At 69.1% G+C, this 20,029-nt stretch carries 16 protein-coding genes; 4 read left to right on the top strand and 12 right to left on the bottom strand.

What is annotated here, in order from left to right:
- Nucleotides 1–227 precede the first annotated feature (227 nt).
- The 3 genes from AC3WRI_RS07290 to AC3WRI_RS07300 form a co-directional block, all read right to left on the bottom strand.
- Nucleotides 228–2,408 carry a phosphocholine-specific phospholipase C gene (locus AC3WRI_RS07290; RefSeq protein ID WP_492292935.1) on the bottom strand — a complete coding sequence of 727 codons (2,181 nt, stop codon included), beginning with the start codon at nt 2,406–2,408 and terminating at the stop codon, nt 228–230.
- A 48-nt stretch (nt 2,409–2,456) separates the two neighbouring features.
- The gene (locus tag AC3WRI_RS07295) at nt 2,457–2,642 is read right to left on the bottom strand and encodes a hypothetical protein (protein ID WP_492292937.1); all 186 of its coding nucleotides are present in this window, start codon (nt 2,640–2,642) and stop codon (nt 2,457–2,459) included.
- 228 nt (nt 2,643–2,870) lie between these two features.
- The gene (locus AC3WRI_RS07300; RefSeq protein ID WP_231881499.1) at nt 2,871–3,830 is read right to left on the bottom strand and encodes a MurR/RpiR family transcriptional regulator; all 960 of its coding nucleotides are present in this window, start codon (nt 3,828–3,830) and stop codon (nt 2,871–2,873) included.
- A 289-nt stretch (nt 3,831–4,119) separates the two neighbouring features.
- On the opposite strand from AC3WRI_RS07300, the gene AC3WRI_RS07305 reads away from it, so the two are divergent.
- A complete protein-coding gene (locus tag AC3WRI_RS07305; RefSeq protein WP_492292996.1) occupies nt 4,120–4,602 on the top strand; it encodes a hypothetical protein in 483 nt (160 codons plus the stop codon).
- 18 nt (nt 4,603–4,620) lie between these two features.
- On the opposite strand, the gene AC3WRI_RS07310 is transcribed toward AC3WRI_RS07305, so the two are convergent.
- The 5 genes from AC3WRI_RS07310 to imuA form a co-directional block, all read right to left on the bottom strand.
- Nucleotides 4,621–5,274: a hypothetical protein gene (locus AC3WRI_RS07310; protein ID WP_492292939.1), complete on the bottom strand. Its 654-nt coding sequence runs from the start codon at nt 5,272–5,274 to the stop codon at nt 4,621–4,623.
- Between the two features lie 11 nt (nt 5,275–5,285).
- Nucleotides 5,286–6,239: a 5'/3'-nucleotidase SurE gene (locus tag AC3WRI_RS07315; RefSeq protein WP_011616989.1), complete on the bottom strand. Its 954-nt coding sequence runs from the start codon at nt 6,237–6,239 to the stop codon at nt 5,286–5,288.
- 285 nt (nt 6,240–6,524) lie between these two features.
- On the bottom strand, nt 6,525–9,935 hold the full coding sequence (locus AC3WRI_RS07320) for an error-prone DNA polymerase (protein WP_010812405.1): 3,411 nt from the start codon (nt 9,933–9,935) through the stop codon (nt 6,525–6,527).
- A complete protein-coding gene (locus AC3WRI_RS07325) occupies nt 9,932–11,503 on the bottom strand; it encodes a Y-family DNA polymerase (RefSeq protein ID WP_041688058.1) in 1,572 nt (523 codons plus the stop codon). The genes AC3WRI_RS07320 and AC3WRI_RS07325 overlap by 4 nt, the downstream gene beginning before the upstream one ends.
- On the bottom strand, nt 11,436–12,314 hold the full coding sequence (gene imuA / locus AC3WRI_RS07330) for a translesion DNA synthesis-associated protein ImuA (RefSeq protein WP_011616987.1): 879 nt from the start codon (nt 12,312–12,314) through the stop codon (nt 11,436–11,438). Before imuA ends, AC3WRI_RS07325 begins: the two co-directional genes overlap by 68 nt.
- A gap of 343 nt (nt 12,315–12,657) precedes the next feature.
- Here imuA and AC3WRI_RS07335 point away from each other — a divergent pair, with 343 nt between their 5' ends.
- Both AC3WRI_RS07335 and AC3WRI_RS07340 read left to right on the top strand, forming a co-directional pair.
- On the top strand, nt 12,658–12,918 hold the full coding sequence (locus AC3WRI_RS07335) for a helix-turn-helix domain-containing protein (RefSeq protein ID WP_010809785.1): 261 nt from the start codon (nt 12,658–12,660) through the stop codon (nt 12,916–12,918).
- Complete coding sequence (locus tag AC3WRI_RS07340) at nt 12,915–14,234, top strand: type II toxin-antitoxin system HipA family toxin (RefSeq protein WP_010809784.1); 1,320 nt, start codon at nt 12,915–12,917, stop codon at nt 14,232–14,234. The genes AC3WRI_RS07335 and AC3WRI_RS07340 overlap by 4 nt, the downstream gene beginning before the upstream one ends.
- Nucleotides 14,235–14,252: 18 nt before the next feature.
- Here the strand turns inward: AC3WRI_RS07340 and AC3WRI_RS07345 are convergent, their stop codons facing one another.
- Both AC3WRI_RS07345 and pedF read right to left on the bottom strand, forming a co-directional pair.
- Entirely contained in the window at nt 14,253–15,161 is a 909-nt protein-coding gene (locus tag AC3WRI_RS07345; protein WP_492292941.1) for a substrate-binding periplasmic protein, read from the bottom strand.
- 82 nt (nt 15,162–15,243) lie between these two features.
- Complete coding sequence (pedF, locus tag AC3WRI_RS07350; RefSeq protein WP_010809782.1) at nt 15,244–15,723, bottom strand: cytochrome c-550 PedF; 480 nt, start codon at nt 15,721–15,723, stop codon at nt 15,244–15,246.
- Nucleotides 15,724–15,999: 276 nt separating this feature from the next.
- Here pedF and AC3WRI_RS07355 point away from each other — a divergent pair, with 276 nt between their 5' ends.
- Nucleotides 16,000–17,988 (top strand): sigma-54-dependent Fis family transcriptional regulator, encoded by a 1,989-nt coding sequence (locus AC3WRI_RS07355; protein ID WP_010809781.1) that lies wholly within the window; start codon nt 16,000–16,002, stop codon nt 17,986–17,988.
- Between the two features lie 30 nt (nt 17,989–18,018).
- Here AC3WRI_RS07355 and AC3WRI_RS07360 read toward each other — a convergent pair whose 3' ends face one another.
- The gene (locus AC3WRI_RS07360; RefSeq protein ID WP_492292942.1) at nt 18,019–18,981 is read right to left on the bottom strand and encodes an MBL fold metallo-hydrolase; all 963 of its coding nucleotides are present in this window, start codon (nt 18,979–18,981) and stop codon (nt 18,019–18,021) included.
- Entirely contained in the window at nt 18,981–19,940 is a 960-nt protein-coding gene (locus AC3WRI_RS07365) for an alpha/beta fold hydrolase (protein ID WP_492292944.1), read from the bottom strand. The genes AC3WRI_RS07360 and AC3WRI_RS07365 overlap by 1 nt, the downstream gene beginning before the upstream one ends.
- Between the last annotated feature and the right edge of the window lie 89 nt (nt 19,941–20,029).

The raw sequence follows: 20,029 nt of genomic DNA on the forward strand, positions 1-20,029 counted from the left end.
AGGGCTGAGCCCCGTGCAATACAGGACTCAGCCCTTGGCGGCCTAACTTACCCGTCCAACTTTACGGGGTCAGTTCAAGTTGGTCTCGCGCCGTTTGCATCTTCCCGATGGTCGAGCGGTGCAAGCTGCAGATCCGCATCGAGATCGGGAGCTTCGAGGCGATGTGCCATCACCGCACAAAGCTGCGGTCCGGCACGCATTCCGGCCGGACCGCGGCGACCAGACACTCAGCCCAGCCCGGTTGCCATCGCCGGGTCCGTCACGCCATGCTGGCCGGTCTCCAGGCGACCGGCGAAGCGGCGTTCGAATCCGCTTTCGGCTTCCGTGACCGTGAAGTCGTACCAGTTGCCGCTCTCCTGCAGCGGCCAGTGGTGCTCCACCTCGGCGCCGGCCGTGATATGGAGTTGCCACGGACCGTCGTTACGATAAGCATTGGGCGTCACCACCAGCGTCAGCGGCTTGCCGCCACCGTTGACTGCGCCCTTGCCGTCGTTGCGCGCCGACAGGTAGACGCTGCCCTTGCCCAGGTCGTAGCAGACGCGGACCTCAGGGGCATCGGCCATGGCGTCCGCGGGCAACTGGCCCTTGAACATGCGCACGAAGCCGTTAGGCCCGTAGACCGCCAGGTCATAGCGTCCGTTGTCCGTGGCGCGCGCATCCCATTCATCGTCCAGCATCTTGCCGGGCTCGACCGTGTAGCGGCGCGGAATCTGGTCCAGATGGAGCCGGTCGTAGACATGGAAGACCGCGCCCTGCTCCCCCGTATTGCTGAAGATCAGCTTCAGCTTGCCGATGGTGGGCTCGGCCAGCGCACTCGCATGGAGGACATAGGGCAGCGCGCGCGAATACTTGGTGCCAGTCTCCTGGAACAGCGACGCCGGCACGGCCGGTGCCGCCGCCTTGGGTTTCGCCAGCTGTTCCGCGATCACCTGCTTGTAGTTGCTGGTATCCGGCAGCGTCGGAAACACCTGGTCATTCGGCGTCCTGAAATCGAAGACCGAAGTCAGGTCGCCGGCCACCGCGCGGTGCCACGGGCTGATCGCGGGCACCGTGATGCCGAAGCGCTGTTCCAGGAAGCGCCCCATCGAGGTGTGGTCGAACACCTGCGAGTTGATCCAGCCGCCGCGCGTCCACGGCGAGATCACATACATCGGCACGCGCGGGCCGAGCCCGTACGGGCGCAGGCGGATGGTCTCGCCGCTGGTGGTGGTGCCGTCGAGCGCCGTATTGCCGGCGGTGTCGAAGTATTCGCCGGTGACGTCGACGGTCGACTTGCCGTGCAGGACGCCATTGGCGTCGTAGGACGGCACCGCGGCCGGCGGCATATGGTCGAAGAAGCCGTCATTCTCATCGAAGGTGATGAAGAACACGGTCTTGCTCCAGACCTCCGGGTTGGCGGTCAGCGCCGTCAGCACCGTGTTGATGAAGTCCGCGCCTTCGGTTGCGCTCGACGGGCCGCCCGGATGTTCGGACTGCGCCGGCGTCGGCAGGATCCAGCTCACGGCCGGCAGCGTGTCGTCCCGCACATGCGCGGCCAGCTGCTCGATGGTCCAGCTGCTCATGCCGTTGTCATAGAGCGGATTGCCCGGCTGCGCTTCACGGAAGCTCTTGAAGGCGAGCCCGCCATGCAGCAGGCCGCCCCAGTTGGCGTTGGGGTTCTGGTAGATGCGCCAGCTCACGCCCTTTGCCTGCAGCAGTTCCGGCAGCGTGGCCCACTGGAAGGCGGAACCCTTGTAGGTGTAGCCCGGCGTGGGCAGCTTGCCGCTCACGCTGCAGCGCAGGTTATTGACCTCCGCATCGTCAAGCGTGCAGTTGCGCCCCGCCTCGCGCAGCGCGGGGTTGTAGTTGGAGCCCGACATGAAAGTGATGCGGTTCGGGTCGGTGCCGCCGGCGTGGCTGCAGTGGTAGGCGTCGCAAAGCGTGAAGGCCTCGGCCAGCGCGTACTGGAACGGAATGTCTTCACGACGGTAGTAGCCCATCGAATGGTCGTTCTTGTACTTGGCCCAGAAGCCGAAACGGCCCTGGTTCCACGCATTCTGCGCATCCATGAAGCTGTGCGGCGTGCCGGAGACGCGCAGCGCGTTGACGGTCGCGCTGTCGAGGTGGAACGGCGTGATCTCGCGCGCGCCGTTCGATTCGAACCACACCGGCTTGCCTGACGGCACCGGCACCGGGAAGCGGTCGCCGAAGCCACGCACGCCGCGCATGGCGCCGAAGTAATGGTCCAGGGCGCGGTTTTCCTGCATCAGGATCACCACGTGCTGCACGTCCTGGATCGTGCCGGTATTGACCGCAGCGGGAACGGCGAGTGCGCGCGCGATGCTGGGCGGCAGCATCGACAGAACCGAAGCAGCGGCAGCGCTTCTGACGGCGCCGGAGAGGAAGGTGCGTCGATCGATTTTGGTCATGATCGGGGAATGGTAAGAGCGGACGATAGAGGAAGGGTCGCGGGTGTGTCAGGGTGCGCAGTGCATGCCCTGCTTCGACGCTGCCGCGTCGCCGGCTGGTGCCGCCTGCATGGTTGCCTTGACGGCCTGGGGAGCGAGGGTGCTGCCATCTTCGCCACCACCGCATGCGGTGAGAGCCAGGGACAAAAGCGCCGCGAGCAGCGGGGCGCGGCCAGACCACAACGGGTTGTTCATGAGGACTCCTTATGTTCGAGGGCCAGGGGGAAGGGACTGACGCGACTCGAAGCGTAGGGGCCCGATGTGACATCAAAATGAATATTGCTCAATACAATTGTTTTTATATTTGAATTATCCTCATTTTCTGGCCGTGGAACGGCACCCGCCCCCGTCACTGACGGGAGCAAGGCAGGACGACAACTGCAGCAGGAATATGTCAGGATGCCGGCGCGGGCCGGCCGAGGCTCAATATCGCTTGAGCGACAGGACGTCGAACGTACGCCGCAGCGTTTCAACGGAGGTGTCGTAGTCCGTCAGCGCGAGGCAGGCGATCAGCACATCGATGATCGCCAGTTGCGCCAGGCGGCTGGTCATCGCCTCGGTCCGGAAGCGGGTCTCGCGCGCCATCGTGAACAGCACGACGTCGGCGAAGGCCTGGATCGGCGACTTGCCGAAATTGGTGATGCAGATGGTGCTGGCACCGCTCTCCCGGGCCAGCCGCGTGGCCGTCACGGTTTCATGCGTGCTGCCCGAATGCGAGATGGTCAGCGTGGCAACCCTGGGGCCCGCGAGCGATGCGCTGATGGCCTGGATATGCGAATCCACCACCGCCTTCACGTTGAGCCCGATGCGCAGCATGCGGTACTGCGCATCCTCGGCGATCGGCGCCGCGCTGCCAATGCCATAGATCTCGATGCGTTCGGCCGCCCTGAGCAATGCGACCGCGCGCTCGATCGCGGCCACGTCGAGCACGGCGCTGGTGTCATGCAGCGTCTGGACGTTGCTCTGGAAGATCTTGCGCATGACCGCCGGGCAGGTGTCGCCGGGCTCGAGGTCTTCGTGGATGATCTGGACCCCCTGCACCAGTTCCTGCGCCAGCAGGATCTTCAGTTGCTGGAAGCCCGTCGCGCCCAGGCTCTTGCAGAAGCCGACCACGCTGCCCTCGCTCGCATTGGTGCGCTCGGCCACTTCGCTGACCGACATATGGATCACGGTCTGCGGATACCGGGTCACGAAATCGGCAATGCGCTGCCCGGCCGGCCCCAGCGAGTCCCGCATGCTGTGGATGCGCGCGAGCATCGCCGACGTGGTGGGCGACGGCGGCGCTGGCTCGGCGGTCTGCGCGGGCTCCGTTCTGGCCGATGACGCCTGCGACGACGATTTCCGGGCCGGCGCCGCGCCCGCGCCGCGGCGGCCCTTTACCATGGGCCCCGCCCGCTCAGGGACTGACGATACGGCGCGAAGCCAGGGTGGCAAGACGGAATCGGCATCAATCGACCTGCAAAGTGGATGGTGAATTCAGTGTTCCGGATGAAACCGGCAAGGCACGGCACGATGATAACTGTTTGCGTTGACGGTACCGTTCTCCCTTGCCCCCGCTGCCCCTGCGGCAACTCAAGTCCCGGCCAGAAACTGCCGATATCCGCAAGGAACCGGCCAATTCCGTGGCGCCGTTGCCAAGGGCCGGCAGACCAGGAGAAGTACGACCGTGACGATGATCGAGCCGACTGCCGCGAACGCAGCGGCAGCCGTTTCCATTGACAACCCGGCAGTCACGCCGGCCGTAGCCGCCAGCGAGACCGCCGGCGACACCGCCGGTATCCGGGCGCGGCCCGCATCCAGCACCGAGATCCATATCTCGGCACCGGGGCAGGCCCTGGCCGGTGGCGGACAGGCGCCCGCGGTGCACGACAACAGCGACGTCGACAACAGCGGCCTGCCCGACCAGGCCAAGGATGCGATCAAGCGCCTGCGCGAACTGCGCGCGCAACTGGAGCGCAAGCTGCAAGAGCTGGAGGCAGTGAAGAATGCGGCCACCGGGACCCCGGACCAGAAGCGCATCCGCATCGCGGCCCTGCAACAGGAAATCGCTGGCCTGGGCGCAGCCATCAACAGCACCACCGCGACCCTGAACCAGGCCATCCGCAAGCTCTCCGCCGAGCAGAAACTGGTGGCGGGCAGCCTGGCGATGAACTAGCACGCCAGGCAGCGACGGTCAGTCTCGATACGCCCACAAGTCGACCACGCGGCCGCCATCGTCCGCAATGAGGCGGAAGGCGGCAGGCTGGTAGTCGGTGTCGATGGCCAGGACGCCGGTGGCGCTGGCGGGCACCATGCCGCAGGCCGACGCGGCAAGCTTCAGGCTCAGCGTATTCGGCATGGCGTGCGCGGCGACCGTCCCGGAGAGCTGGCACCCCGAAGCGCCGGGCGCGATCTTGCCGTCCGCCGTGACCGTGAAGCTTGCGCTGGCGCCCGAGGGCAGCACGACCGTGTACGAGCCTGCCACGCTGCCGGGTTCCACGCTCGCCGCCGGCATGGGATCCTGGCGCAGCAGCCTGACGCTGGCAGCAGCGTCCGCGCCCGGGGCGGCTACCCAGCTGCCACCCTTGTCGCGGCGGTAAATGATGGTGGCCTTGTCTTCGGCATCGGCTAGCGCCAGGTAGCGGCTGCCGTCCGCGCCAGCGTAGTACTTGCCGACCGTGGGGTTGTCGGCGTCGCCAACGCTGACGACGTACGCGCCGGGCTCCAGATCCGTGACCGACAAGCTCGCGGTGGCGGGCGGCGTGGTGTTGTCAGGCGCGTCGTTGCCGCCGCAACCGGCCAGCGCCAGCGCGGCCATCAGGGGGAACAGGGGAATGAGGCGTTTCATCGGGACATGCCTCACTGGCCGAACAGTTCACCCAGGCGCAGGCGCAGCCATTGCTGGCCCGCGGGACGCTGGTCGAAGCCGATCTGCATGGCGGTGACAGCCACCTTGGTCTTGTAGACGACGGACTCATCCTCGCCTTGTGCGGCGGTCGGCGTGCCGCTGCCGGCGCCGATGCCCAGCCCATACGGCGCCGTGCCGTTGAACTTCAGCGCATACGCATCGAAGGTGCCGTGCCGCGAGAACGCGAAGGGCGTGGCGGCCGACGGCGCGTTCGGGAAGTTGACGTTCAGCGCCAGCCCTGCGGGCAGCAGCGGACCGCCGTTGGCCTTGGCACGCAGCGTGTTGACCAGCTTGATGGACAACTGCGCCACCACGCCGGACACCGGGCTTGCCAGGCCCGCATTGTCGACCGAGTCCGTACCCGCGCTCAGGGCGATGGACGGGATACCGCGCGATGCGGCGAACTGCGCATTGCTGACGGTGCCCGAGCTGTTGACGATACGGCCGACGTTCTGCCCTTCGTTGGGCCCGGACAGCACCAGGTCGGGGGCCTTGCCCCAGCGCGCCGGAGCCAGCACGTCCAGCCCGTACATGGTCGCCATCACCGGCGTGCCATGGGCGTAGTTGTAATCGCCGTTGGTGTAGCCCGGCTTCGTGAAGGGGCCCACCGCCGGCTCGCCGGTGGCCGCCGCACCGTTGTGGCAGCCGCCTTCGGCCTCGATCTGGGTCTTGTCGTTGTCGGGCACGATGACCGTGGTGCTGTACATCACGATGCCGGCGCCGCGGCCACTCTGGCCGGTGCAGGGCACGCTGACGATGACGTTGTGGCCTGCGCCCTTGAGGGCGTCGTACAGCGCCTTCAGGTTGCTGGTCAGGCCATCGTCGTTGGTCAGCAGGATGTTCAGGGCGAAGGCAGGGCTCGCCGTGGCGGCCAGCAAGGCCGCGGCGATCAGTCGGGTTTTCATGGCGGTGGTGTCGAGGCGGTTCAGGAGTGCGGGCAAAGCGCGCCCACGGTGCAGACAAGGCAATTCCGGGCAGCCCGATCAGGCTGGCTGGCGCACGCGCCGGCAGCGCCAGGTGTGGGGGCGCGGGCCGGGCGCAGCGCCCTGTGGTGTCCGGTAGTGGACGGACGCTACGTTACCCGCGCTTCGTTACAGTTGCGTGAACAACAAAGCGGTGCCTGGCGATGAATCAGGCGTGCAAGTAAACCGCTCCAGGCACAGGCATGACCTGGCTTCTGGCCGTGCGTCTCAATGAAAATCCCGGCTCCCCACCATCAACCGCCCCAGCATCGGGCTTAAATCCACCAGCTCCTTGGCCACCAGGTGGCGCACGTCGCCCTGGCGCTGCCAGGTGCCGACCACGCCCAGCAGCGTGGCGCTCAGCACCTCCTTGCGCTGGCGCTCGACCAGGTCGGGCCACAGGATCAGGTTGACGGAGCCGGTCTCGTCCTCGATGGTGGCGAAGATGGTGCCGCTGGCGGTGGATGGGCGCTGGCGCACGGTGACGATGCCGCAGGCGCGCACGCGGCGGCCGTTGGCGCAGCGCGCGAGCTGGCTGGCGGTGGCAAAGCGCATCGCCGTCAGCTTGCGCCGCAGCAACGCCAGCGGGTGCGACTTGAGCGACAGGCCCAGGCTGGCATAGTCCGCCGTCACGTCTTCGCCGAGCCGGGGCTCGGGCAGCGCCAGCGCGGCTTCGGCGGGCGGCGCTTCGTACAGCAGGTCGCGGTGCGCGGCATGCGCGGCGGCGGCGCGCGCCTGCCAGCGGGCCTGGCGGCGGTTGCCGGCCAGCGGCGCCAGTGCGTCGGCGGCGGCCAGCACGTCGATGTCGTGCCGGTCCAGGCTGGCGCGCAGTGCCAGGTCTTCGACGCTGTCGAATGGACGCTGGGCGCGCGCGGCCTCGATGCGCAGCGCGGCCGCTTCGCGCATGCCCTTGACGCGGCCCAGGCCCAGGCGCACGCGCGGATGCTGCGGCCTGGTGCGGGCCTGCGCGTCGGCGACATCGGCCTCCACCGGCTCCAGCGTGCTGTCCCAGCGGCTGATGGTCACATCCACCGGCAGCACCTGCACGCCATTGCGGCTGGCGTCCTGCACCAGTTGCGACGGTGAATAGAACCCCATCGGCTGGCTGTTCAGCAGCGCGCACAGGAAGGCGGCCGGATGATGGCACTTGAGCCAGGCGCTGATATAGACCAGCTTGGCAAAGCTGGCCGCGTGGCTCTCGGGGAAGCCATACTCGCCAAACCCCTCGATCTGCTTGCAGATCGCCAGCGCGAAGGATTCCGGGTAGCCGTTGCCGGTCAGCGCGCGCACCAGCGCATCCTGGTGCTGGCGCAGGTCGCCGCGCCGCCGCCACGCCGCCATCGACCGGCGCAGCTGGTCGGCCTGTCCCGGTGAAAAGCCGGCCGCGTCGATGGCCAACTGCATCACCTGCTCCTGGAAGATGGGCACACCCAGCGTGCGGCCCAATACCTTTTCGATGACCGGGTTGAAGTAAGTGGGCGGCTTGCCGGTGCGGCGGAAGGCCTCGCGCCGCTTCAGGTAGGGATGCACCATGCCGCCCTGGATCGGGCCGGGCCGCACGATGGCGACCTCCACCACCAGGTCGTAGTACTGGCGCGGCTGCAGCCGCGGCAGCATCGATTGCTGCGCGCGCGATTCGATCTGGAATACGCCGATGGTCTCGGCCTTGCAGATCATGTTGTAGGTGTCCGGGTCTTCCTTGGGGATGTCTTCCATCCGCGTCGGCAATGCGGCGCGCGCCGGGTCCGGGTTGGGGATCATCTCCAGCGCGCGCCGGATCGCCGACAGCATGCCCAGCGCCAGCACATCGACCTTGAGCAGGCCCAGCGACTCCAGGTCGTCCTTGTCCCACTGGATCACGCTGCGGTCGGCCATGGCCGCGTTCTCGATCGGCACCAGCCGCGACAGCTTGTGCTGCGCGATCACGAAACCGCCCACATGCTGCGACAGGTGGCGCGGAAAGCCGCGCAGCTGCGCGGTCAGGCTGGCCCACTGCTGCACCGCCGGCGATTCGGGATCGAGCCCGTAGCGGGCGATCTTCTCGACAAAGCCGCGGCCGCCGTCCCACCAGGCCTGGCCCTTGACCACCTGCTCCACCACGCTGGCGTCGATGCCCAGCGCGCGGCCCACGTCGCGCAATGCGCTGCGCGAGCGGTAGGTGATCAGCGACGCCGCCAGCGCTGCGCGGTGGCGGCCGTATTTCCTGTAGATGTACTGGATCACCTCTTCGCGCCGCTGGTGCTCGAAGTCCACGTCGATATCGGGCGGCTCATCGCGCTCGCGCGACAGGAAGCGGCCGAACAGCAGGTTGGCCTGCTCGGGACTGACCTCGGTCACATACAGGCAGAAGCACACCAGTGAATTGGCGGCCGAGCCGCGGCCCTGGCACAGGATGCCCTCCCCGCGCGCAAAGCGCACGATGTCGTGCACGGTCAGGAAGAAGGGTTCGTAGTGCTTTTCTTCGATCAACTGCAGTTCTTCTTCGAGCTGTTTCTCCCACTCCGGCTTCAGGCCGTTGGGGAAGCGTTCACGCTTGCCGCGCGTGACCTCCTTGCGCAGGTAGGAGATCGGCGTCTCGCCGGCCGGCACCAGTTCCTCGGGATATTCATAGCGCAGCATCCCCAGCGAGAAATCGCACGACTCTGCGATCTTCAGCGTCTGCGCCAGCGCCTCGCGCGGGTACAGGCGCGACAGCACCTGGCGCATGCGCAGGTGCTGCTCGGCATTGGGCGCCAGCGCCATGCCGCATTCGGCCAGCGGCTGGCCCAGCCGGATCGCGGCCAGCACATCGGACAGCGGCTTGCGCGAGCGCACGTGCATGGTGACCGCGCCGGCCGCCGCCAGCGGCACGCCGGTCTGTGCCGATACCGCTTCCAGGCGCGCGCGATGCAGTGCATCGGCATGGCCCTGCAACTGCTCCAGCGCGATCCAGGCGCGCTCGCCGAAGACCGCGCGGCACCACTCGGCCTGCTCTCGCAGCAGTTCAGGATCGGCGCAATAGTCGGGCAGCAGCAGCGCCACGCAGCCGGGCACGCCGCGCAGGTGCGCTTCATCAGCAGCGGGCGCGGCCAGGTCTTCGGGATGCAGCCGGTAGCTGCCCTTCTGCGCGCGCCGCCGGCCCAGCGTGATCAGCTCGCTCAGGTTGCCGAAGCCCTCGCGGTGCTGCGCGATCAGCACCAGCCGCAGCGGCGGGCGCGCCGAGCCATCGGCCGGGGTCAGGCTGAAGCGGCTGCCGATCAGCAGCGAGAAGGCATCGGCGGCGCGGGCCAGCGCCTGCAGCCGCTGGTGGCGGCTGGCGTGGGCATGGGGATCGTCAGCGCCGGCGTCAGGCTCTTCGTCATGGTCCAGCAGCGGCTCATCCACGCCCTCTTCGCCGCGTGCCGCGCTGCGCGCCACTGCATCGTGCAGGCGCTTGCGCAGCGTCTCGATGGCATCGTGCGCGCGCGCGGTGCCGGCCACCGAGCATTCATCGGTCAGCGCCAGCCCGCTGTAGCCCAGGCCGAAGGCGCGCTCGATCAGCTCGCCCGGGTGCGAGGCGCCGGTCAGGAAGGTGAAGTTGGAGATGCAGTGCAGCTCCACGTAATCCGGCAGCGCCGGCAGCAAACCCGGCAGCGAGGCAGGCAAGAACAGCGCGCTCATGCGAACAACCCGTGCAGGAACCAGCGGTACTCGCCGCCATCGTCCTGCGCCGCATGGCCCGGACGTTCGCGGAAGATCCAGCAGCGCAGGCCGTCGGCGCGCTCGGCGATAAAGTAGTCGCGCGTGGCCAGCGCGCCGTCCCACCAGCCGGCCTCGATGCGCTCAGGGCGGCTCAGCAGCGCCAGCGGGCCGCCGTGGCAGGGCCGGTGGCGCTGCACCGGCAGCGGCAGCGGTTGCGGCAGCAGCCACAGCGGGCGCTCCGGCTGCGGATCCGGCAGGCTGGCGGCCTTGTTGCCGCCGGGCTCGTCGACCGGGCACCAGCGGTTGGCGCGCTCGGGCCGGTGGTCGGCCAGCGGCCGCGGCTGCAGCACGTTGTCACGGCCCAGCCGCGCCATCAGCGTATCGAGCAGGCGGCCCAGGTCTTCCGGCGTGCCGCCGGGCTCGGGGAACAGCGCATCGCTGTGCGGCACGCATGCGGCCATCGCCTCAACGCGCAGCGCCAGGCCGGTCACCGGGGCGTGGAAATTGAGCTTGTCGAGCTTCTCGCGCAGCAGCCGCGACAGGTGCGCGGGGTCGCGGCTGGGCTGGGCCAGGCCCACCGGCACCTCGGTGCCGTCGGTGTCAACGCCGCGCCGGTAGCGCTCATGCTCCAGCACCAGCACGCAGCGCGTGACGCCGGCCTGCTGCACCGCCAGCCAGCCCGCCAGCGCCAGCAGCAGGCGCTGCGCGCCGGCCAGCACGCCCTCGGCGGATTCGATGCGGCCCGGCAGGTCCATGCGCTGCGCAAACGCGGGCGGCGCCACAAACCAGGCAAAGCGCGCCGGCGTGTCGCCATAAGCCTGGTCCAGCCGCGCCAGCAGCGCCGGGCCCAGCCGGCGCGTCAGGCCCGCGCGCGGCAGGCGCCGCACCTCGCCCAGCGTGCGGCAGCCGATGCCGTCCAGCCAGGCCGGATCGGCCAGCGCATGCAGCGCCTCCACCGGCAGGCGGTCCAGCAGCCGGTGCAGGCGTGCCATGCCCACCGCGCGGCGCCCGGGCCGCACCACGCCGCGCCGCGTGCGCCGCAGCGGCTGGCGCGCCAGCCACGCGGCGCCGTGCGCGGTCGGGCCTGAGCCCACCTGGGCAAAGGTGCCAAGCTGGCGCACGCAGGCACGCACCGCGCGGCACAGCGCGCGGTGGCCGCCAAACAGGCGCAGGCTGGCGGTGACGTCCAGCATCACCGTGGCCGACTCCGGTTCCTCGTCGACGGTCACGCCCGGCGTGAAATGCAGCAGCGCCAGCGCCACCGCCTCCATCAACGAAGCTTCCGCGGCCAGGTCGCGCTCCAGCTGCACGATGTCGGCCGACAGCGCCTGCACGCCGCCGCGGCGCATGCCGTAGCGCACGCCGAGCTGCATCGCCGGGCCGTTGGCCAGCACCACCTGCTCGCGCGCCATCACCGCCACCGGCAGCGCATGGTGCAGCGTGGCGGTGGCGGCAGGCGGGCTCACGGCGGGCGCCAGCTCAGGCCAGCTGGGCTGCAGGGCGTCCAGGGGCAGGCGCGGCAGGTGCACCGCGATCCAGTACGGCATCGGAAGAAGATGGAGAAGACGATTCAGACAAGGCAGGTGCTCCTGCCGGGACAGGCCAGGCGGCTGCGCGCGTGGCCGCTGCCATCCCGTCCAGGCGCAGCAGCAGCGGCGTGTCCCGCACCGGCCCGCGCCGCTTGTGGAAGGTGATCGACAGCACATTGCCGGGCAGCGGCGCCAGCAGCAGCCGCAGCACCGCCGGCGACGACTCGCGCAGCGCCGTGGCCGGGCGCAGCGCCCATGCCACCGCGTCGCCGGCCTGCGCCAGCACCTGCAGGCGGCGCAGCGCCTCGGGGCGGGCCGCGGGCAGCCAGACCAGCACGCCGCCAAAGGCCTGGCTGCGCAGCACCTGCTCGGCCGCCCACAGCATGTCGGCCTGCTGCGCGGCCTTGCCGGCGCCGGCCGGGGGACGCATCCAGTAGAGCTGGCGCGCCGGCAGGCCGGCCGCGGCCAGCCCCATCGCATTGGGCAGGTAAGGCGGCGCCACCAGCGCAATACGGCGCCCGGCCCCGGCCAGCGCGCCCAGCGCCGGCAGCAGCAGGCGCAGCTCGCCCGCTCCACCCTGCGCCGTCAGCAGCTCCGTCAGCCCGCCCGCCGGCCAGCCGCCGCCGGGCAGCTCGGCCGACAGCGCGTCATATCCGGTCGGGCATACCGCCGCACCGCCGGCACGGCCCAGCTGGCCGGCCCGCCACAGCCCGGGATAACGCTGCTCGAGCGCCGACAGCGCCTGCTGGCGCGAGACCGGGGGCGCCGGCGCAGGGAAAAGAAGGCCCTCCGCCGCCATGGGCGGGGCTGCGTGCGATTGCGCAGTCATGTGGAGTTGGCGTCGCTCGCCGGGGATGGCGAGGAACTAGTAGATTTACGATAACTGTATATTTATACAGTATCGGGTGCCAGCGCAAGGGGTAGCGGCAAGGGGTGGCCTGGGGGACACCGGGGAAGTGAGACGGGCGGGCGGCGGCCCGTCTTCATTTGCTCCACCCGGTTTCATTCCGGACGGCGGTCCGCAATAGAAAATAATTCGATAGCATTACTTTATTGAATAGAGGCTACTATCGAATGATACGCGCCTGGCTATCGGCGCGCCGATGTATCATACTAAGGCATGCATATATCAATGAAATAATGCTATGTCATTAGTTTCTCAGTGCCGCGACATGCGTGAAGCCAGAGGCAAGACCCTGACCGAGATCGGGCGGGTGCTGGGCATGGCAAGCCAGAACCTGTCGGCGATCCTGCTGGGGAAGAAGGACAGCCGCGCATCCACCCTCGAAGCCCTGGCGGCCGCCCTGGACGCAGAATGGGTCCTGGTGCCCAACGAGCGGGCACAGGAAGTCAGGCAAGTCCTGGAAGGCAAAGGCAGCGGGCCCGACCGCAGCGCCCGCAGCGCAGTCGACATCTTCCTGGACCAGGAATGAGCTACGAACTGCATCCGCGCTTTCTTGAGGTCCGGCTGTACGACCAGTTATGCGGCTACCTGTGCGAGGCCAGCGGCAATGTCCGGTTCGTGCCATCCGAAGCCTTCCGGGGCGACACGCGCCGCCCCACGCTGAGCCTGTCGATCAGCGTCCCGACCGAGGCCGGCCGCAAGGCCACCGCCGAGGTGCTGGACAACCCCTTCCATCCTGCCGTCTACAGCACGGGCCATGAACTGCCGCCCTACTTTGCCGGCCTGCTGCCCGAGGGCGAACTGCGCAAGCGGCTCGAGGCAACGCGGAGCAATCCCGATGACAAGGATGATTTCGGCATCCTGGCATCGGCCGGCAATGATCTCCCGGGGGCCGTCGTCATCGTGCCGGCGGACATCGGCGCGTTGCCGGAGTATGCGCGGACGTATGGCGTGACCGGCGGCGCGGACAACCTGGAAATTGCCGTGGTGGAGGGCGCCACCCAGGGCGCGGCCTCGGTGTCCGGCGTGCAGAACAAGCTGGCCCTGTCGACGGTGCTGCAGGACAAGCGCTACACTCTGCCAGCCAAGGGCAGGCTGTCCGACATCATCGCCAAGCTTCCTGCCAGGAACGATGATTCGCAGGTGTTCAACGAATCGATCTCGATGCAGCTCGCGGCTGCCGCCGGCGTCCATGTCGCGCCGACAAGAGTACTGCCCGTCTCGACCATCGAGGTCGAGGGACTGGTTGAATCGCTGGGCGAAAACCTGCACTACCTTGCGGTGGACAGGTTTGACCGCACCCCGGCCGGGCGTGTGCACGCCGAAGACGGCTGCCAGATGCTGGGCAGGATGCCAGCGAAGAAGTACGCCGGCATCGAGAGCTACATTCAGCTCGTTGCCGCCCTGTATCGCCTGAGCCCGAGCGGGGTCGAGCATGCGCGGCAGTTCTTCCTGCGCCAGGCGGTCAACACGCTGATCGGCAACAGCGATGCGCACCTGAAGAACTTCTCGGTGACCTATCACAACGGGGTCCTGCCAGAACTGTCACCGGCGTACGACATCGTCTGCGTGGCCGCGCTTCCCGGCTTTGCGACCTATGGCCAGAACGTTGCCATCGACAGGCGGCAGCGTGAAGAAACCCTGGCAACGTACGAGACCATCGCGGAGAAGGCCGGCGTCCCGCGGCGCATTGCGACCGCCGCCGTCAAGGAAGCCGTCGCGCTGGCGCATGCCAACTGGCCGCGCATGCTGGACGACCTGGACGCGCCGCAGGCGATCCGCAATATCGTTGCCGAGCGCCTGCAGACGCTGCCGCTTGCACGGGCCGCCAGGCCGGCCAGGTGAGGCGCCCGCCAGCCACCCTCACGGCGCCTGCATCGACACCCCGTAGCCGGCAAAGATGCGCGCCAGTTCGCCATTGCTGCGCAGCGCGCTCAACGCCTTTTCCAGCGCTTCGGCCAGTTCCCGCTCGCCTGCCTTGACCGCCATGCCGACGGCCCACCCGCGCTGCGGCAGCAGCGGCGCGCTGGGTTCCGTCGCGGCAAAGCGCGCCCCGGATTGCCCCGCGGCCTTGAGCGCGCTCTCGTATTGGGCGCGCGTCACCATCGCCGCCGCGATCTCGCCGGAGAACAGCGCGCGCAATGCCGCGTCGGCTTCGGGGTAGATCCTGACCTTGTCGCGCAAGGCGCCGCCCGCGCCGGACAGCAGCGCATTGGCCCCGGCCGAACCGGCTGCGGCGCCGGTCGGCTGCCCGGCCAGGTCTTCCAGGCCGCGCACCGCCGGCACGCGCTCGCGGTCCTGCACCAGCACGAAGGTCTCGCGGTAGTACGGCGCGAAGATCAGCGCCTTGTCGTTCTCGCGCATGAAGGCGCGGTCGACCGGCACGTGCAGCATTACGTCGGCCGGTCCGTAACCAAGGTAATGGCCGCGCCAGACCATGGCACGCAAGTCGTCAGCCATGCTTTCATCGGCATCGAACGGCATCAGCGCCACCGACAGGCCCAGTTCCTTGCCCAGTGCCCTGGCCAGGGCCACGTCGATGCCCGCGGCCTGACTGCCCGCGATCGCGGAGAACGGCGGCAAGCCTTTGTAGACCGCCACCTTGAGGGTGCCGGTCTGGCGGATCCTGGCCAGGTCGGCCTGGGCCGGTTGCGCGCAGAAGAGCACGGCGGCAGCCAGCATGGCGCCGCACAGCCAGCGCACGGCGCCGGCCGGCGCCGCCGGCATGGGGGACACGGAATGCCTGGGGCCGCGGACAGGGCTGGCGGGCATGGGATGGCTCCTGAAAGATGCGTTGACCCGGCACTGCGGGCCGGGGCTGGACAACGTGAAGGACTGCCGGCGCAACCGCCTCTTACTCGTGGCGCGACTCCAGGTAGGTCTTGATGGCCCACACCGCCTCCTGGCTCAGCACGCCGTCGAACGGCGGCATGTAGACGCGGCCGTCGCGCGTGCGGCCCTTGCGCACGGTGGTGGTGTAGAACTGCGAGATCTCGCTCATGCACGCCTGCTTCTTCTTTGCATCCGCCAGCGAGACGCAGTCGCCGTCCAGCTTGCGCAGGTCCGGCGCGATGCCCCCTGACACCGCTTCCAGGCCATGGCAGCGCGCGCAGTTCTGGTTATAGGCCGAGCTGCCGATCCGCAGAGCCTCCTTGTGCGCATCACCGCTACGGTAGGGATTGTCCGGGCGCCATTCGTCGCCCAGTTGTGGTAACGCTTTGGTATCGACGGCCTGGGGCGTGACGTCGCCATGGGCCAGCACGGAGCCGGCCGGGAGGGCGGTCAGGGACGCGCAAAGCGCGAGCAAGGCAAGCAGGCGGCGCTGCGTTTTCATGGATGTCTCCTACAGTGGACGGGTCTTGGTTGTTTGCCCTGTTTCCGCAAGAGCCATACCAGCCAGCCGGACCAGGCCCGGAGGCGCCTGAAAGCAGGCTTCGCCGCGCCGCCATCGTTGTCTGCAACGCAGCATCGCGGCACGGGTGTCCCGGATTGCCACACCCTGGCAAGTGTTTTGCTTCATGACGCAACACTGTCGACCATGCGCCCGGCGAAGGCGCCGACAGCGACCCGCGCAAAGACCGCGGGCGGACTTTCCACAGGAGACAGAGAAATGACCTTCCAGCCGGAACCGGCCCGCCCCGCGGCGGGCGCCCCGGGTGACACAGGGCAGCCCGAGCGCGACCAACTGATTGCCCAGGCCCACCAGCGTTCCGAGTCCTATGGCCTGCGTCCCTATGAATCGCCCGACTTCTGCCCGGTGCTGCAGAGCGAGCTGAAAACGCGGATCGAGCGTAGCCAGTCGCTGTTCGCCTATGCGCTGCCGGTGATGGAAACGCTCTACGACCAGATCGTGAATACGCAGAGCATGGTCATCCTGACCGACGCCGATGGCCTGATCCTGCACTCGATGGGCGATGACGACTTTCTGGCCCGGGCCAACCAGGTCGCGCTGCGCCCGGGCGCGGAGTGGTCGGAAGCGCGCCGCGGCACCAACGCCATCGGCACGGCCCTGGCCGAGAACCGGGCCACGCTGGTACACGGCGCCGACCACTTCCTGGAGGCCAACCAGTTCCTGACCTGCTCGTGCATGACCATCCTCGACCCTTACGGCAAGACCGTGGGGGCGCTGGATGTGACCGGCGACCAGCGCGGTTTCCACAAGCACACCATGGCGCTGGTGCGGATGTCGGCGCAGATGATCGAGAACCAGCTGTTCGGCAACGCCTTCCGTGACATGGTGTGCATCCGCTTCCATTCGCGCGCGGAGTTCCTGGGCACGCTGGTCGAGGGCATCGTCTCCTTCACGCCCGGCGGGCGCTTCCTGTCAGCCAACCGCAGCGGGCAGTTCCAGCTTGGCCTGTCCAATGGCGCCCTGCATGCGCACACCTTCTCTTCGCTGTTCGGGCTGTCGATGTCGCAGCTGTTCGACACGGTGCGCGCGGCTCATGCGGGCATCGTCCAGCTGCACCTGCCGAGCGGCGTCAAGGTCAGCGCCCGGGTCGAATGGAAGTCACCCGCCGCATCGCTGCCGGGCAACACCGATGCCGGCCAAGCAGTCCAGCCTGGCACGGCCGCTGCACCGCGCAGCCTGGCCGCAGGCCCCGCCCGCTCACCCGGGCTGGACGACCTGGACACGGGCGACGCGCAGATCCGCGCGGTCATCGGCAAGCTGCGCAAGGTCATCGGCAAGGATATTCCGGTGATGGTGCTGGGCGAGACCGGCACCGGCAAGGAACTGATGGCGCGCGCCATCCACGCCGACAGCCCGCGCCATGCCGGGCCCTTCATTGCCGTGAACTGCGCCTCCATCCCGGAAACCCTGATCGAGTCCGAGCTGTTCGGCTATGAAGAAGGCGCCTTCACCGGCGCCCGCAAGAAGGGCGGCATCGGCAAGATGCTGCTGGCCAACGGCGGCACGCTGTTCCTGGACGAGATCGGGGACATGCCGCTGCATCTGCAAGGACGGCTGCTGCGCGCGCTGCAGGAACGCGCGGTGTCGCCGCTGGGCAGCAGCAAGGTCATCCATGTCGACGTCTCGGTGGTATGCGCCACCAACCGCAACCTGCGTGACCTGGTCGCCAACGGCCAGTTCCGCGAAGACCTCTACTACCGCCTCAACGGGCTGGTGGTGCGGCTGCCGGCCCTGCGCGAGCGCGGCGACCTCGACGCGGTGGCCGCCAGGCTGCTGCGCCAGGACCAGGCGGGCGTGCAACCCGGCGAGCCGCCCCGCATCCGCGAGTCGGTGATGGAGATGTTCCGCCGCTACCACTGGCCGGGCAATATCCGCCAGCTGTGCAACCTGCTGCGCACCGCGCGGCTGATGGCCGAAGGCGAAGCCGAGATCACCGAGGACCACCTGCCCGACGACTTCCTCGATGACCTGCGCGAGCGCCAGGGGCATGCGGCGGTGCCCGCGGCCCATATGTTGCCGGGCGCGCAGCCCACGCGGCTGGCCGATGTCGAGGCCATGGCCATTGTCGCCACGGTCAAGGCGCACAACGGGAACATCTCTGCGGCGGCCAAGGCGCTGGGGATCTCGCGCAATACGGTCTACCGGAAAATGGAAGAGGCCCGCGGGCTGCCCCACCAGGCCGGCTGATTCGGGCCACGCACCAGGGCAGCCCCGCGCTCAGGCCAGCGGCTCGCCCTGCATCCACAGGTCTTCCAGCTCGCGCCAGGCGCGCTGCACGTTCAGCGGGTGGCGCGACTGGAAATGGCGCCAGTGCCGGAACGGCACCGCCGCCACGGCGTCATTGGCGCGCGAGGCATCGCTGCCCGCGGCCAGCGCGGCGCCGATTCCGTGCGCCAGCGCATCCAGGTAAGCCAGCGTCGGCGCCAGCGTCTGGGCGGGCGTGCCCGCCGCGGTGCCCACCACCGTGCGCGCCGGCAGCTCCTGCAGCCGCCGCAGCGCACGGCGCCACCCCTGCAGCGAGGCGTCGTGCATCTCCGGCACGCGCTCGCGGTAAGCCAGGCCACCCGCACACAGCAGCTGCAGCTGCGGCGCGTACAGCACCGTATCCGAGGCACTGTGCGCATTCGCATAAACCTGCACCTGCCAGGCGGTAGCGCCGGTGTGCAGCCAGCCATCGGGCTGCAGCGCGGGCTGCGGCAACACGATCACGGCGCCGCGCATGGCACCGTTCCCGAGCAGCGTCGCCATGCGGGCCAGGCAGGCCGCGCAGCGTTGCCGCATCAGCGCAGCCGTGGCGGCGGAGGCCAGGAACACGGGCCGGGGCCGCAGCCGTGCGAACGCGGCATTGGCCAGCACGTTCTCCGGGTGGGCATGCGTGTTGACCACCCAACGCACGGGCTGCGGCGTCAGCGCCCGGATGGCGCCGAGCAGCGCACCGCCCCACGCCGCCTGCGGCCCGGGGTCCACCACCAGCACGCCCGCACCGCTCAGGTGGACCAGGGTCGGCACCACTTCGGCGGCGTTGGCGCGCGCCACTTCGGCATTGCCGGCGCGGGCCACGTACACGCCTGGCTGCAGCCGCTCCAGCGTGACCCGCGTGCCGGCAGCGGCCGCCGGGCGCCAGCCGTTCATGGCCAGCGCAAGCGTGGCGCCAAGAAAGCCGCGCCGCGTCGTGGGCATCACCGCTGCCAGCCCGCGGCGCGGATCGCGGCCACCAGGGCGTCGCGCATGGCCCCTGCCGCCAGGTGTCCGCCGTCCACCCAGGCCAGCCTTGCGCCCGGCATGGCGGCCTGCAGGCGCAGCGCGTTGGCGGGACGGCAGACCTTGTCGGCGCGGCCATGCAGCAGCGTCACCGGCAGGCCATGCGCGCCGATGACCCGCGCCGCGCTGAGCAGGGCCGGCTTGCCCAGTCCGGCCCGGTTGCGCAGGTAGTGCGCCTGGATCCGGTATTTGTTCACCGCGGCCATGCGCTCAGGCCGCCGCTGCCGGCGCGAATGCGACGCAGGGGAAAGACCCAACCACGCCTGTTCGCTCGCCTGCCACGCCGCGGCAGTGTCCCGTTTTTGAACAGGCGTACCACTTTGCAACAGCCGTGACACAGTGAGCAGCCGCGCGCGCGCATCGGGCAAGCGCTCGCCCCATGCCTTGACGCAATGCAGCATGCGGCGGCCCCCATGGCGCGGTGAAAACAGCGCGAGCACATCGTCGCGGCCGGTCAGGAAGGAGCCGCGCAGGACCAGCGCCGCCACGGCGTGCGGGCAGTGCGCCGCGTACGCCAGGGCAAGTGCTGCACCCCATGATCCGCCCACCACGCCCCAGCGCTCGATGCCCAGCGCGCGGCGCAGCTGCTCCAGGTCGGCCAGCAGCGCGCCCACGGTATTGCGGCGCAGGCAGCCGGCCGGCCTGGAGCGGCCGGCGCCGCGCTGGTCCGGCATCACCACGCGGTGCCGCCGCGGGTCGAACCACTGCGCCATGGCGGCAGAGCAGCCGCTGCCCGGCCCGCCATGCAGCACCAGCCACGGCTGGCCGTCCGCGGCGCCGGCCAGCCGCACATGCACGCGCTGGGCATCGGGCGTACGCAGGTGGAAGGTGGTGGCCGCGTCGGAAAAGCCGGCAGAAATCGTTGATGCGTCGGGCATGGATGTTGCCTTGAAGGGATGCGGCAGTCGGGCGGCAGCCAGGCGCCGCTGCACAACGATATTCACTAACCATGCCACCCAAGGAGAGA

The organism is Cupriavidus sp. FW305-27 (assembly GCF_058787995.1).